This is a genomic window from Streptomyces sp. NPDC047841, from assembly GCF_040704085.1.
GTDB classification, from domain to species: Bacteria; Actinomycetota; Actinomycetes; order Streptomycetales; family Streptomycetaceae; genus Streptomyces; species Streptomyces argyrophylli.
The window spans coordinates 1-13,368 of sequence record NZ_JBEYRP010000007.1 but is presented as its reverse complement, the minus strand read 5'-3'; the positions used below and the strand labels follow the sequence as shown (position 1 = coordinate 13,368).

Here is a 13,368-nt window from a genome sequence, read left to right as displayed (position 1 = left end):
CGCCGGGCCGGGTGGGAGTCCCGCCGGGGCGGGTGGGAGTCCCGCCGGGCCGGATGCGGGCTCCGCCGGGCCGGGTACGGGCTCCGCCGGGCCGGGTACGGGCTCCGCCGGGCCGGGTACGGGCTCCGCCGGGCCGGGTACGGGCTCCGCCGGGCCGGGTACGGGTCCCGCCGGACCGGATGCGGGCTCCGCCGGACCGGGTGCGCGTCCCGCCAGGCCGGATGCGGGCTCCGCCGGACCGGGTGCGCGTCCCGCCAGGCCGGATGCGGGTCCCGCCGGACCGGATGCGGGCTCCGCCGGGCCGGATCGGAGTCCCGCCAGGCCGGATGCGAGTCCCGCCGGGCCGGATGCGGGCTCCGCCGGACCGGGTGCGCGTCCCGCCAGGCCGGATGCGGGCTCCGCCGGACCGGGTGCGCGTCCCGCCAGGCCGGATGCCGGCTCCGCCAGACCGGATGCGCGTCCCGCCAGGCCGGATGCCGGCTCCGCCAGACCGGATGCGCGTCCCGCCAGGCCGGATGCGGGCTCCGCCGGACCGGGTGCGCGTCCCGCCGGACCGGATCGGAGTGCCAGGTGTGCGGTGCGTAGAGGTGCCCTTCTGCGTACGGGTCCCGTCACGACGCGTACGAGCCCCGCCGTGCCAGGTGCCGGTCCCGCCTGGCCAAGGGTCGGGGGCGGATGGGAGGGAAGTGGGAAGGGAGGCCAGAGAGACGGCCCCTCGCCGCACTCGGCCGGGCTCAGCGCAACGCTTCCGCGACTTCCCGCGCCGCCTCCATCACGCGCGCGCCCACCCGTTCCGGCACGGCGTCCGCGAGCATCACCACGCCCACACTGCCCTCGACGCCCGTCACCCCGACCAGGGGTGCCGCGGCTCCGCTCGCCCCCGCCTCCAGCTCCCCGTGCGTGAGCGTGTACCCGGGGTCGGAGGACGGCGACTGCCGTGCGGAGAGGATCGCCTTGCCGGCCGCGCCCCGGTCCAGCGGATGCCGGAACCCGGCCCGGTAGGCCACGTGGTAGTCCGTCCAGGTGGGCTCCACCACCGCGACGGCCAGCGCCTCGGACCCGTCCACGAGCGTGAGGTGCGCCGTCGCCCCGATGTCCTCCGCGAGCGACCGCAACGCGGGCAGCGCGGCCTCCCGTACCAGCGGATGCACCTGCCGTCCGAGCCGCAGCACGCCCAGTCCGACCCGGGCTCGCCCGCCCAGATCACGCCGTACGAGCGCGTGCTGCTCCAGCGTCGCGAGCAACCGGTACACCACGGTCCGGTTCACGCCCAGTTTGGTGGACAACTCGGTGACGGTCAGCCCGTGGTCGGTGTCGGCCAGCAGCTTGAGGACGCGCAGTCCCCGGTCGAGCGTCTGAGAGGTCTCCGCGGTCACGACGCCCACTCCTTCGGCGGTGAGGTCGGCGCCCCCTGTTCGGCGGATGCGTCACCGAGTCCCGTCGGCGACGCGCTTCAGAGGCCGCCGATCGGCAGGACGGCCCGGCGGCTCCCGGACCTAGTCGCTTCACGGCTGCGCTCCGCGGCGGCGCTGCCACGGGGCGTGTGCGTAGCGGGACAGTAGCGAAGCCGGTTCGCTGAGCGGAAGTCTTCGTCCAGAATCCGGGCAAGCCCAGATCCGGCCTGCCTGCATTCGTCCGGATACGCACACACGAAGATCCGCACCGACACCGACGCACGGCACCCTTGCACCCCGCACCCCACCGCGAAGCGAGCCACCCACCCGAGCCGCCCACCCACCCCTCCGGGGTCCGGGGCGGAGCCCCTGGGCGGTGCCCTCCCGGCGGACCGAGTCGGGTGGGCGGGCGGGCAGACAACCAACCCCCCAAGCCCAGCGCAGCGTCACCGCATGCGCGTAGCCCACTCCCGCACCTTCTCGATCCGCTGCCGCAACTGTCCCGCCGTGGCCTCCGCGCTCGGCGGCCCCCCGCACACCCGCCGCAGCTCGGTGTGGATCACCCCGTGCGGCTTCCCGCTCTGGTGGACGTACGCGCCGACCAGCGTGTTCAGCTGCTTGCGCAGCTCCATCAGCTCCTTGTGCGTGACCACCGGCCGCCGCTCGGCGGGCAGCTCCAGCAGGTCGGCCTCGGTGTCCGGCTTCTTCCGGCTGTGCGCGATCTGCCGGGCCTGCCGCTTCTGCAGCAGCAACTGCACCTGCTCGGGCTCCAGCAGCCCCGGGATCCCCAGGTAGTCCTGCTCCTCCTCGCTGCCGGGGTGCGCCTGCATGCCGAACTCGGCGCCGTCGTACAGCACGCGGTCGAACACGGCATCGGACTCCAGCGCCTCGAACGGCAGCATGTCCTGTTCGCCGGTGTCCTCGTCCTGCTGCTTGTTCGCCTCCTCCATCTCCTTCTCGGATTCGGCGTACGGGTCCTCCTCGCCCTCCTTCTTCGGCTTGTCGAGGGCGTGGTCCCGCTCCTTCTCCATCTCGTTGGCGAAGGTCAGCAGGTCGGGCACGGTCGGCAGGAACACGGACGCGGTCTCGCCGCGCCGCCGGGACCGCACGAAGCGCCCGACGGCCTGCGCGAAGAACAACGGGGTCGAGATGGTCGTCGCGTACACGCCCACCGCGAGCCGCGGTACGTCGACCCCCTCGGACACCATCCGCACGGCGACCATCCACCGCTCGTCGCTCGCGCTGAACTCGTCGATCCTCTTCGAGGCGCCGGCGTCGTCCGAGAGGACGAGCGTCGCCTTCGTCCCGGTGATCTCCCGGATGAGCTTGGCGTACGCGCGCGCGGAGTCCTGGTCCGAGGCGATGACGAGCGCGCCCGCGTCCGGGATGGCCTTGCGGACCTCGGTCAGCCGCTGGTCGGCGGCGCGCAGCACGCTCGGCATCCAGTCGCCGCGCGGGTCGAGGGCCGTACGCCAGGCCTGGCTGATCGCGTCCTTGGTCATCGGCTCGCCGAGCCGCGCGGCGACCTCGTCGCCGGCCTTGGTCCGCCAGCGCATGTTGCCGCTGTAGGAGAGGAAGATCACCGGCCGGACGACCCCGTCCGACAGCGCCGACCCGTAGCCGTACGTGTAGTCGGCGGCGGACCGGCGGATTCCGTCCGCCCCCTCCTCGTAGGTCACGAAGGGGATGGGGTTGGTGTCGGACCGGAACGGCGTACCGGTCAGCGCGAGGCGCCGCGTCGCCGGTTCGAACGCCTCCAGACAGGCCTCGCCCCAGGACTTGGAGTCGCCGGCGTGGTGGATCTCGTCCAGGATCACCAGGGTCTTGCGCTGCTCGACCCGGTTGCGGTGCAGCATCGGGCGCACGCCGACACCGGCGTACGTCACGGCCACGCCGTCGTACTCCCTGCCGAGCGGGCCCGCGCTGTACTCGGGGTCGAGCTTGATCCCTATCCGGGCCGCGGCCTCGGCCCACTGCTTCTTCAGGTGCTCGGTCGGCGCGACCACGGTCACCTGTTGTACGACGTGGTGGTGCAGCAGCCACGAGGCCAGCGTCAGGGCGAAGGTCGTCTTGCCGGCGCCGGGCGTGGCGACGGCGAGGAAGTCACGCGGCTGCTCCTGGACGTACTTCTCCATCGCCCCCTGCTGCCAGGCGCGCAGCTTGCTGGCGGTACCCCAGGGGGCCCGGCCCGGGAAGGCGGGCGAGAGGTGGTGGGAGGAAGCGGGCGAGGCGGCGGTGGTAGTCACGGTCTCCGAGCGGGGTAGGGCGGCTACGTATGACAACCGGGCCACCCTACCGGCGCCGCCCTCCGCTCAACGCGCGGACGACCCCGCCTCGCCCGCGGGTGGGAGCGACGTCACAAGCCCGCGGCAGCCACCGGCCCACCACCGTCCCCCGCCCCTGTCTCCGCGCAGGGGTTCGCGCAGGTGTCCCCCGCCCCTGTCACCGCGCCGGCGCCGGCCGGCCCCGCAGTCGTGTGGTCACCCAGGCTCCCGCCACCGCCACCGCCGCCATCGGCAGGAAGACGGCGGCGAAGGCGGCGGGATGCCCGCCACCGGACCCCGTGCCGGCCGCGGTGCTGCCGCCGCCCAGGGCCGCGAAGGCCGCGCCGGTGGCCGCCAGGAGCACGACGTTGGACAGGGCGTCGGAGATCTGCAGCGCGGCGGAGTTGGCGCCGGCCTCCTCCGGGGCGGACAGCTGGAGCAGCAGCACGCTGGTGGAGGAGATCACCAGGCCCATCCCGAAGCAGCCGATGCCCCAGGCGACGGCCACGGTCCACACGGGCACGGAGTGCAGGAGCACGCTCGGCGCGGTGACGATCGCGACGGCGACCAGCACCATCCCCACGGTCATCAGCCGCTCCCGGTACGGCGCCAGGCGCGGCCGGGACTGCACGAACGAGCCCAGCGCCCACGTCCCGCCGCCCGCCGCCAGCGAGAACCCGGCGAGCGTCGGGGACAGCCCGCGCTGGGTGACCAGCATCAGCGGCACGAAGGACTCGGCGGCGATGAAGGACCCCGCGGCCAGCCCGCGCAGCAGCACGACACAGGGCAGGCCGCGGGCGGCCCGGTAGGTGCCGCGGGGCAGCAGTCCGAGCACGGCGGGCACCAGCAGGGCCGCTCCCGCCAGTCCCGGGACGAGGGCCAGGGGCCGCAGGTCCTGGGCCGCGTACTGGAGGAGCCCGGCGCCCAGGGAGATCCCGAACGCGAGCCGGATCCGCCGCCGGTCGAAGGAGCCGGCGCCGGCCTGCGCGTCCACCGGGCCGGCCGCCCGCCGCCGTATCTGGGGCAGGGCGAGGGCGAGCGGGAACACGACGAGGACCGGGATGCCGAGGAAGACCCAGCGCCAGCCGAGGTGCTCGGTGACGGCGCCGGAGGCGAGGGGGCCGACGATCGAGGGGACGACCCAGCCGGCGGCGAAGGAGGCCATGATCGCGGGCCGCAGCCGCTCCGGGTAGGCGCGTCCCACGACGACGTACAACGCGACGATGACCAGCCCGCCGCCGAGCCCCTGCACGGCCCGGCCCAGGATGAACGTCCACATGACCTGCGCGGTCCCGGCGACGACGAGCCCCACCGCGAAGGCCGCGATGCCGGTCGTCAGCGCTCCGAGCGGACCGCGCCGGTCGGACCACTGCCCGGCGAGCACCATTCCGAAGAGGCTGGTGGTGAAGTACCCGGAGAAGGCGAACGCGTACAGCGCCAGTCCGTCCAGTTCCCGCGCGGCGACCGGCATGGCGGTCCCCACGGCCGTCGCCTCGAACGCGATGAGCACCACGACGGACACGATCCCGACACTCAGCGCCCGGTACGCCCTGCTCAGCACACCGCCGTCCTGCTCGGCGGGCGGATCGAGGACATCGGGCTCACGGGATCCAAGGGCACTCATGTGCGACAGAGTAAGGCCCACAACCGACTTTGGCCCCTGTCAGGAGTCCGACCCCCGCTAGGCCGTTGGTCGTACGTCCCGCCCCGCTTCGTGAACGGCACATGGCAGTCCCGTTGCAGCGCCTCCGCTCCCCTTGTACCCCTCACGCCCCGCCCCGTACGTTCTTCTCACGAACACGGCCGTGTGCCCGAGTGGTTTAGGGACTCGCCTGCAAAGCGAGTTACGTGGGTTCGATTCCCGCCACGGCCTCTACCGCTTGACCAGGAAAAGCAGGAGGGCTGCACCCTGCGGGGATGCAGCCCCTTTGCTTACCCGCAGACAGTCGCGCCCGGACCTCGCCCTGTGGCCTGACCGAGCCAACACCCGTGAGCTGTACGCCCTATTTCTTGGACACCTGCGCCCAGGCCTCGAGATACTCCAACCCGTCTGACGTAATTCGCAAGTAGTCCTTGAGGTGGAATTCACTGCCGGGCTGTCCGTGATCATCCACTATCGCCTGCAGTCCACGCTGATCGCTTGGCGTCACGTAGCCGATGTTCTCAAGATGATCCAACTCTCTGAACATGGACCATTCGAAGCGCACATAATCTGCCTCGAGATCTGCGAGCTTCCGCAGATGCGAGAGCATGTACCTGGTAACGAGACCGCGCACGACCAGCCTCAGGATGTCCACCTGGTCTTGCAGACCTCTGAACTTGACCCTCATACCTTCCAGGCCAGTTGTTATCTCCTGGATAGGTCCAGCGTGTGCGAAGCCCAGGAATGTGATCGCGATTACCCCAATCGCCGCCACGATCGCGGCATTCAGCTGATCAGACAGAGCTCCGTACGTGATGTAGGCAACCAACACGGCGAAGAGCGCAAGCCCCGGCACGAGGAACCAGATGGCCAACTGCTTCGGATAAGTTGCCGAGCGGGAAACATGCGGAAAAGACACTCTGATCATCTCTCTTCGCTACAAGCGTTGAGCGAAGAAGGCTCCAAGCCCCAGTATCCCACTGCACCCACGCCTCATCCACCCGAACACGACAAGCGGGCAATAGCGTGGACAATGGCGACGGTTCAGAAGCACAGCATGCGCCACGGGCTACGTGTGGGCAGTCCTTGAAGGGAAGGCCGGCTCAGAACACCCCGCCCGTCTCGTCATGGAACAGGTTCGTCCAGTAGTGCCAGGTCGTTTCCGGGGCGGTGCCCGTCGGGTCGATCGCGTGGAGGGTGTCGATCATCAGGGCGACCAGGTGGTCGTAGGCGTGGGTGGACAGTTCGTGGCCCAGGTGGGCGTCGATCGTGCGCTCGTGGTGGATGAGCCACAGGGTGACGGCCAGGGTGGAGACGTCGCTGTTGAGGGGGTGCAGGGCCGCCTCGGGCTCGCTGAAGGTGAGGACCGCGCCCGTCCGGCCGTCGACCACCAGGCTGGTGTCCTCCGGGAGGTGGCCGAGGCGGATCAGGTGGTCGCAGTGGGCCGGGAGCTCGGCGAGGGGGTACTCGGGGCGTTCCTGGGTGAAGTACTCGCGGAGCGTGGGGAGCGGGACGTCCGTGTCGGCGTGGAAGAGGACCGCCTTCTCCGGCAGTCCCGTCTCGCTCAGGAAGCGGCGGGTCGGCTCGTGGGTGAGCGTCTTCGGGAAGTCGACCTCCTCGAAGCGGAGCACCCTGCCGTGCCCGAACTGCTGGTCCAGGACGCGCGCGGGGACGTCCAGGGTGAGGCCCGATGCGGTGCCGGGGCCGGCGATGAGGGAGAGCGGGCGGATCAGGGCCGCCGCCTTCCAGTACGTCGGGACCTCGCCGTCCGTGCCCTCCTCCAAGAGGGTGAGCAGCCGGCGGGAGGCCTCGGTGACGGTCCCGGGGCCGTACTGTCCCGCCAGGGAGGCGAACCGGCCGCGCAGCCCCGCCAGTTCCTCGGTGACCGCGGCGAAGCGCAGCAGCGTGTTCAGGGACGGCGCGAAGGGGCGCGGCTCGGACGGGTCGACGAGGTAGGCCGTCGTCAGCTCGCCCGTGGCGCCGTCGAGCAGGATCGACCGGCGCTCCAGGCCGGCCGGGGTGAGCAGTTCGCCTATGACCAGGCGTCCGCGCAGTTCCTCCGCCAGGTGGAAGGGGCCGTCGGCGGCGTCGGCGAGGGTGCGCAGGCCGTGCGTGCGCAGCGGGGAGAAGGTCAGCAGGGTGTTCTCCGCGGGCAGTCCGGCGCCCGTGAGGAGGCCGCGCGTCGGCGCGTGCGTGACGTAGCGGTCCAGTTCCGCCTCGCTCAGCGTGATCGCCGGAACCTCGGCGTCCGTCGTGCTCATCGCTCCCCCGCGATCTCCCGGTGCGTGGCAGGTCCGCGTACCCCGTCGTACGCCGCCCGCGGGCAGGTGCCCCCCACTGCCGAGCAGATTACGCCGCCCCACTGACAACGGCCTTCACGAGGGAGGACGCCCGGCGAGCCGGGACCGTTGCGCGTGCGCGGAAAAGAGCGGGACGGCTCCGTTCGCCGGGCCGGGTCCCTCAGGTGAAGTAGATCCCGCCCAGGACCACGGCCAGTGCCGCGACCACGAACAGCAGGACCCACAGGAACAACTTGCCCACGCCGGGCGCGGGTTCGTAGCGCGGCTCCTCGGGCGGCGGTGTGCTCACCGGTCCGTCACCACCGCCGCCTGCGGGCGGATCGGGAGGCGGTTGACCGGGCGGCCGGTGGCGGCGCGGACGGCGGAGGCGATGGCCGCCGGGGCCGTCACCACCGGCACCGCGCTGACGGACTTGGCGCCGAAGGGGGCCACCACGTCCCGTTCCTCCACCAGTTTGACGATCCGGATGTCGGGGGCGTCCAGGGCGGTCGGCAGGGCGTAGCCGGTCAGGTCGGGATGGCGGACGAGACCGCGGGGCGTGCGGAGGTTCTCGGTGAGGGCGATGCCCACGCCCTGGGTGACGCCCGCCTCGATGCGCGCGGCCAGCTGGGCCGGGTTGAGCACCCGGCCCACGTCCTGGGCGACCGCCAGCTCCACGACCCGGACCGAGCCCAGCTCGACGTCGACGTCCACCACCGCGCGGATCGCGCAGAAGGCGAGGCCGACGAAGGCGTCGCCCTGTCCGGCGGCGTCCAGGGGCTCGGTCGGATGCGGGCGGCACTGGGCGGTGGCCCACAGCTCCTTGCCCTCCATCGCCTCCGCGACGGTGGTCGACAGCACGCCGTCGTACGAGGTGATCTTGCCGTCCGTGATCTGGAGGAGTTCGGTGGACATGCCGAACTTGTGCGCCAGCGGCTGGAGGAGCTGCGTGCGGACCATCTTGGCCGCCCGCTCCACCGCGCCGCCGGACACCCAGGTGTGCCGGCCCCGGCAGCCCGCGCCGGCCGGCGGCTGGTCGGTGTCGACGGGGGCGACGTGGACCTCCTCCACGCCGAGGGTCTCCTGGACGATCTGCCGGGCCAGGGTGGTGAAGCCCTGGCCGGTCTCCACGGCCGCGCACAGCACGGTCGCGATGCCGTCGTGGACCTTGACCGTCGCGGTCGACACCTCGTCGGCGCCCTCCGCGCCGAGCATGTGCACCATGCCCAGGCCGTAGCCGACGCCCCGGCGCACCGCGCCGGGCTCGCCCGCGCCCTCGGGGCCGCCGGGCAGCAGCCACTCCTCCTCGGGGGTGTCCTTGGGCAGCGCCGGGAGCGGGAAGTCCCGGACCGCCTGGAGGAGTTCGGCGACCGGGGCCGGGCAGGTCACGGTCTGGCCGATCGGGAGGACGTCTCCGGTGGCGAGGGCGTTGCGCAGGCGCAGTTCGGCCGGGTCGAGGCCCAGCTTCTTCGCCAGCTTGTCCATCTGCGCCTCGTAGGCGGCGCACACCTGCATGGCGCCCTCGCCGCGCACGTGGCCGGAGGGCGGGTTGTTGGTGCGGACGGCCCAGCCCTCGATGAAGGCGTTGGGGACGACGTACGGGCCGCACGCGAAGGAGACGGCGGCGGCCAGGGCGTCGGAGGACGTGTCGGCGTACGCGCCCGCGTCCAGCAGGATCTGCGCCTCGACCTTCACCAGCCTGCCCTCGGCGTCGGCGTGGTGACGGTAGCGCAGCAGCGTCGGGTGCCGGTGGGCGTGGCCGAGGAAGGACTCCTCGCGGGTCGCCGTCAGCTTCACCGGGCAGCCGGTCTTCAGGGCGAGCAGGCCGAGCGGGAGCTGGAAGCCCTGGTCCTCGCGGTCGGCCGTGGCGCCGGGCACCCCGGTGACGACGATCTTCACCCGGTCGGGGGACAGGCCGTAGCAGGCGGCGGCGGTGTTGCGGTCGGTGTGCGGGTCGGTGGAGGCCAGGTACAGCTCCACCCCGCCGTCCGGACGCGGTACGGCGAGACCGGCCTCGGCGCCGATCGGGGCCGGGTCCTGGCGGCCGATGCGGTACAGGCCCTCGACCACCACCTCGCCGGCCGCCTCCGGGTCGCCGTGGTGCAGCGGGATGTGCCGGATCAGGTTGCCGTCGGGGTGCAACGGCTCGGCCTCGAAGGCCTGTTCCGGGTCGGTGACCGGGTCCAGCACCTCGTACTCGACGATGACGGCGGCGGCGGCCATGCGCGCGGTGTCCGGGTGGTCGGCGGCCACGGCCGCGATGGGCTCGCCGTGGTGGCGCACGACCTCGGAGGCGAACACCGGCCGGTCGGGTGTGCCCCGGCCGTGGCGCGGGGTGCCGGGCACGTCCTCGTGGGTGACGACCGCGCGGACGCCGGGCATCTCGCGCGCGTGGGTGGTGTCGATGGAGACGATGCGCGCGTGCGCGTGCGGGGAGCGCAGCACGGCCGCCCACAGCAGGCCCTCGGCCCACAGGTCGGCCGCGTACGGGAAGGTGCCCTCGGTCTTGGCGCGGGCGTCGGCGTGCGGCAGGGAGGCGCCGAGGCCGTGCGGCGGCTCCTCGGCCACGGGGGCGGGTTCCGCGGCGGTGGTCGCGGTGCCGGCTTCGTTGCTCACGCCTGGCCTCCGTCCTGGCCGTAGTGCTGGTCGTGCGGTCCCGGCGGCGTGCCGTACGGGTCCGGTGCGTCGTACGGGTCCCGTCCGCCGTACGCGTCGGGCGTGTCGTACGCGTCCGGCGTCCCGTACGGGTCGGGCGTCTCGTGCGTGTCCTGTCGCCGCGGGGGGTCGAACGCGCCGGGCGCCTCGAAGGCCGACGGGTGGACGCCTCCGGAGCCGGGGCCCGCCTGGTGCGGGATGCGGGCCTCGTCCGTGTCCGTCCCGGGGCCGGCGTGGGCCGCCTCCCGCTCGGCGACGACCTCCTTGACGGCCTCCAGGACGCCCCGGTAGCCCGAGCACCGGCACAGGTTGCCGCACAGGGCCTGCCGGGTCTCCAGCTCGGTCGGCGCGGGGTTGCCCTCCAGCAGGTCGTGCACGGTCATCGCCATGCCGGGCACGCAGAACCCGCACTGCACGGCTCCGCAGCGGGCGAGCGCGCGCTGCACGTCGGAGGGCCGGCCGTCCTCGGCCAGTCCCTCGACCGTGCGCACCTCGCTGCCGGCCGCGGTGACCGCCGGGACCAGGCAGGAGGCCACCAGGCGGCCGTCGACCTGCACGTTGCAGGCGCCGCACTCGCCCTGCGAGCAGCCGTCCTTGGCGCCCGCGAGGCCGAGCCGCTCGCGCAGCACGTACAGCAGCGACTCGCCGATCCAGGCGTCGGTGACCGGGCGGTCGGTGCCGTTGACGCGCAGGACGTAGGAGGCGAGCGGGTGGTCGTCGTGCGGCGGGAGCGGTACGGCGGCCCCCTCGGCGTCCTCCGCGGCCGCGGTGCCTTCGGCGGGGTCGTCCGGCGCGGGCGCGTCGACGGCACCCTCGGGTGCGGCTGCCGGCGGGGAGTCGGGCGTGTCGGGGGCCGTGGAGACGACCGGGTCCGCCGGTGCCTCCGCCTCGTCCGTGTCCGGCGTCGTGGCGGGCTCCGGCGCGGTCGCCGGGCCCGCGGGGTCCCCGGGGTCCGCCGGGGCGTCAGCGGGGCGTTCAGGGGCCTCGGCGGCGCCCTGGACGTCGCCTTCCGGCGCCGTGGCGGGCTCGGCCGGCTCGTGCGCGGGCGGAGCCGACTCGTGCGCGGGCGGGGCCGGTTCGTGCGCGGGCGGGGCCGGTTCGGCAGGCACGTCCGTGGCGCCGGGCGTGTCGGCGTCGGGGGCACCGGCGTGACCGGCGTCCGGGTGACCCGCTCCCTCGTGGCCGCCCTCGTCCTGACCGGCGTGCACGTGACCGGCGTCCGGGTGACCCGCTCCGTCATGGCCAACCTCGTCCTGACCGGCGTGCACGTGACCGGCGTCCGGGTGACCCGCTCCGTCGTGGCCGGCCTCGTCGTGGTGACCGGCCCCGGCGTGGCCGCCCTGCGCCCGACCGCCCGGACCGTGCCCGTACCCGTCCTGCGGAACGTACGCCTCCGCGGCGCCGTACCCGTCCTGCGCGCCGTACGTCTGCTCGGTGCCGTACGCCTCCTCGCGCCCGTACCCGTCGTCCACGCCGTACGCGTCCGGAGCGCCGGGCGCCGGGGCGTCCACCGGCTCGCCCCCGGAGGGGTACGCGTGGCCCGTGCCGTCCGTCGCCCAGGGGGCCGGCGCGCCGCCGGGCAGTGTGGCGGGCGCTGCGGCGCCCCACTGCCCGGCCAGCGAGGACGTGGTGAACTCGCCCGACTCGTCGGGGAGGTCGCCCCCGGCGACGGGGATGGACCACTGCCCGGTGACGTCGTGCCCCGGGGCGGCCGGGGCCGCGGGCTCCTCGTAGGTCCAGTGCTGGGTGGCGGCGGGGTGGTAGGTGAACCGGTCGTCCGCGGCGTGCGGCGGGGCCGGGGTGGCGTTCGGGTCGGGCCACGGGCCGCCGCCGTCGGGCGCGGGCCAGGTGCCCGGGGCGCCGTCGGTGTGCGTGCCGTCGGTGTGCGTGGCCGTGATCCGCGGCGGCACGTAGCCGTGTCCGGGCGCGGCCAGCGGGCTGTCGCCGGACAGCAGGGCGTCGATGCCGCCCTCGGGGAGTTCGACGAAGGCGGTGGCGCCGTCGTCGTAGTCGCCCTGGGGCAGCGGGTCCCAGCGTCCGCCGCCCTGGGGCGTGCCCTCTCCGTGCTGGTCGTCGGTCACGACAGCGCCCTCCCCAGTGCTCGTCGGGCCAGCGCGGCGACAGTGCGCCGCAGGTGCAGTACGGCGGGCGGAAGCGGGGTCACCGAGCCGTCGGGCTCGGGGGCCGGGTCCGGGATGCAGGCCGCGGCGACGTACTCGCCGAAGGCCTGCAGGGCCTCCGGGACGAGGGCGCGGTCGTTGTCCCAGTCGATCAGCCGGGCGACCCACTGCTCGGCCTCCAGCGGCCGCAGCGGCATCGGCGCTATGGCTCCGACGGCGCAGCGCACGCCGCGCCGGGCCGGGTCGAGGACGAGCGCCACGGAGGCGAGCGCGCGGCCCGGTCCGGTGCGTCCGGTCGCCTTCAGGAAGACCTGCGGGGCGTGCAGCAGCGGTACGCGTACGTAGCCGATGAGTTCGCCGCCGCGCAGCATCTCCACGCCGGCCAGCAGGTGCGACACCGGGATCTCCCGGCGGGCTCCGCCCGGGCCCGCGATGATCAGGGTCGCTTCGAGGGCGGCCAGCACCGGCAGCGCGTCCCCGGTGGGGGCGGCGGAGGCGATGTTGCCGCCCAGGGTGCCCGCGTTGCGGATGTGCGGCGGGCCCGCGGCGCGCGCGGCGGCGGCGAGCGCCGGGATCAGGGCCGCGAAGTCGGGGCGGCCCATGCGCGCGTGCGTGAGGCCCGCGCCGAGCAGCGCGTGGCCGTCCTGGTACTGCCAGCCGCGGATCTCGCTGATCCGGCCGAGGCCCACCAGCGCGGCGGGCCTGAGCTGGCCGGAGTTGACGGCGGCCATCAGGTCGGTGCCGCCCGCCACGGGGACGGCGGTGGGCATGGCGGCCAGGGCCGCCACGGCCTCGTCCAGTGTCGTGGGCAAGGTGACGGCCTGCGCCGTCTGCGGTGCGTGCGTGGTCAAACCGGCTGCCCCTTCCCGCTGCCCCACCTGGTCCCGCCTGTGTTGCCGTACGGTACGTGCTGACAGGGCGGACGACGCAACTCTGGCACATCTTCGCGACGCCCGGACGCAGGGGTCCGCTAGGAGGCATTCGCCCACCCCACCAGGGTGGTGGCCGTTTTCG

At 73.9% G+C, this 13,368-nt stretch carries 9 protein-coding genes and 1 tRNA gene; 1 reads left to right on the top strand and 9 read right to left on the bottom strand.

Annotated features, from left to right (window positions below):
- Positions 1-734: 734 nt before the first annotated feature.
- The 3 genes from AB0947_RS12480 to AB0947_RS12470 all read right to left on the bottom strand — a co-directional run bounded on the left by AB0947_RS12480 (position 735) and on the right by AB0947_RS12470 (position 5,282).
- Complete coding sequence (locus AB0947_RS12480) at positions 735-1,376, bottom strand: helix-turn-helix domain-containing protein (RefSeq protein WP_171155776.1); 642 nt, start codon at positions 1,374-1,376, stop codon at positions 735-737.
- Positions 1,377-1,840: 464 nt separating this feature from the next.
- Positions 1,841-3,640 (bottom strand): DEAD/DEAH box helicase, encoded by a 1,800-nt coding sequence (locus AB0947_RS12475; RefSeq protein WP_366750321.1) that lies wholly within the window; start codon positions 3,638-3,640, stop codon positions 1,841-1,843.
- Between the two features lie 196 nt (positions 3,641-3,836).
- Positions 3,837-5,282, bottom strand: a complete 1,446-nt coding sequence (locus tag AB0947_RS12470; RefSeq protein WP_366750320.1) for an MFS transporter — start codon at positions 5,280-5,282, stop codon at positions 3,837-3,839.
- Positions 5,283-5,459: 177 nt separating this feature from the next.
- On the opposite strand from AB0947_RS12470, the gene AB0947_RS12465 reads away from it, so the two are divergent.
- Positions 5,460-5,531: transfer RNA gene (locus tag AB0947_RS12465), tRNA-Cys, on the top strand.
- Between the two features lie 130 nt (positions 5,532-5,661).
- Here AB0947_RS12465 and AB0947_RS12460 read toward each other — a convergent pair.
- From AB0947_RS12460 to AB0947_RS12435, 6 genes are all read right to left on the bottom strand, one after another.
- Positions 5,662-6,228, bottom strand: a complete 567-nt coding sequence (locus AB0947_RS12460) for a hypothetical protein (protein WP_366750319.1) — start codon at positions 6,226-6,228, stop codon at positions 5,662-5,664.
- A gap of 175 nt (positions 6,229-6,403) precedes the next feature.
- Positions 6,404-7,561, bottom strand: a complete 1,158-nt coding sequence (locus AB0947_RS12455; protein WP_366750318.1) for an SUKH-4 family immunity protein — start codon at positions 7,559-7,561, stop codon at positions 6,404-6,406.
- 199 nt (positions 7,562-7,760) lie between these two features.
- Complete coding sequence (locus tag AB0947_RS12450; protein ID WP_366750317.1) at positions 7,761-7,889, bottom strand: hypothetical protein; 129 nt, start codon at positions 7,887-7,889, stop codon at positions 7,761-7,763.
- Positions 7,886-10,195, bottom strand: coding sequence for a molybdopterin cofactor-binding domain-containing protein (locus tag AB0947_RS12445; RefSeq protein ID WP_366750316.1), 2,310 nt, complete (start codon positions 10,193-10,195; stop codon positions 7,886-7,888). The genes AB0947_RS12450 and AB0947_RS12445 overlap by 4 nt, the downstream gene beginning before the upstream one ends.
- Positions 10,192-12,315, bottom strand: coding sequence for a 2Fe-2S iron-sulfur cluster-binding protein (locus AB0947_RS12440; protein ID WP_366750315.1), 2,124 nt, complete (start codon positions 12,313-12,315; stop codon positions 10,192-10,194). Before AB0947_RS12440 ends, AB0947_RS12445 begins: the two co-directional genes overlap by 4 nt.
- A complete protein-coding gene (locus AB0947_RS12435; protein WP_366750314.1) occupies positions 12,312-13,205 on the bottom strand; it encodes an FAD binding domain-containing protein in 894 nt (297 codons plus the stop codon). The genes AB0947_RS12440 and AB0947_RS12435 overlap by 4 nt, the downstream gene beginning before the upstream one ends.
- Between the last annotated feature and the right edge of the window lie 163 nt (positions 13,206-13,368).

Coding starts and splice junctions, on each gene's coding strand:
- AB0947_RS12470 (WP_366750320.1), bottom strand. CDS start 5,282: ATGAGTGCCCTTGGATCCCGTGAGCCCGATGTCCTCGATCCGCCCGCC.
- AB0947_RS12460 (WP_366750319.1), bottom strand. CDS start 6,228: ATGATCAGAGTGTCTTTTCCGCATGTTTCCCGCTCGGCAACTTATCCG.
- AB0947_RS12455 (WP_366750318.1), bottom strand. CDS start 7,561: ATGAGCACGACGGACGCCGAGGTTCCGGCGATCACGCTGAGCGAGGCG.